This is a genomic window from Falsiroseomonas sp. E2-1-a4 (assembly GCF_051433165.1).
GTDB lineage: Bacteria > Pseudomonadota > Alphaproteobacteria > Acetobacterales > Acetobacteraceae > Falsiroseomonas.
On sequence record NZ_JBHMFS010000075.1, the window covers coordinates 1 to 862 of the forward strand.

General features: G+C 62.8%; 1 protein-coding gene. It reads right to left on the minus strand.

The features are described from left to right. Positions 1-182: 182 nt before the first annotated feature. Positions 183-862: Crp/Fnr family transcriptional regulator (locus ACFHNC_RS24705; protein ID WP_437171890.1), on the minus strand; the 680-nt coding region annotated here is incomplete at its 5' end.

Sequence of the window (862 nt, forward strand, 5' to 3'; positions counted from 1 at the left end):
AATCACATCCGATTCAGGCGATTCAATTCCTTTCCGGATGGGCTCTGACAAAACCCATCAGGAGGATCGCGAAGCTGAACTGTGGCGGCGTTACGGCGTCGCTCCGTGACGGTGGCGACATGCCGGGGGGGCAAGTCAGGCTTCTCCATCGCCCACGCACCGCCCGGCGGCCGGCGCGCCCGTCAGTTGTCGGTCGATCGATTGACGAAAGCCAATACCACCGCCGTGTCACGGATACTTGCCTGGTTGCCTGTCACCTCGACGCCCAGGTCCCTGATCCGCGCGATGGCGCGCGAGAACGTTGCGGACTCCATGCCAAGGCGGTTGGCGATCAGGCTGTTCTCATGCGGCAGGCTCAGCGAGACGGCACCTGTCTTTTCACCACAGAGGCCGAGCAGAAACTCGGCCACGCGCTGGTCGGCGGAAAGCAGCTTCATCTTCTCAATCTGATCAACCAGCACCTTCAGGTGCCGGGACATGGAGGCCATCATCGCGAAGGCGATTTCCGGTCGCTCAGCCACCTTACGGCGCAGCGCGTCGCTTTCGATGTGCATGACACGCGAGGGCACCACCGCCTCTGCGGCGACAGGATAGCGGCCGCCCAGAAACATCGCCGCTTCGGCGAAGTTCTCACCCACGCCGTAGATGTGGACGACCGCCTCATCGCCACCGTGGTTCACACGGCTCAGCTTGACCTGGCCACCCAGCACCAGAAAAAACGCGCGGGCAGGATCGCCTTGCTGAAAGAGGACCTGGCCACGCTCGATCGACCGCACCGAGCGTTCATCCACCAGCGCAGCCAGATCTGCCGGAGGGAGTTCGCGCAGGATCGCACTTCTTCGGAGAATCGCCCAATCTTCTG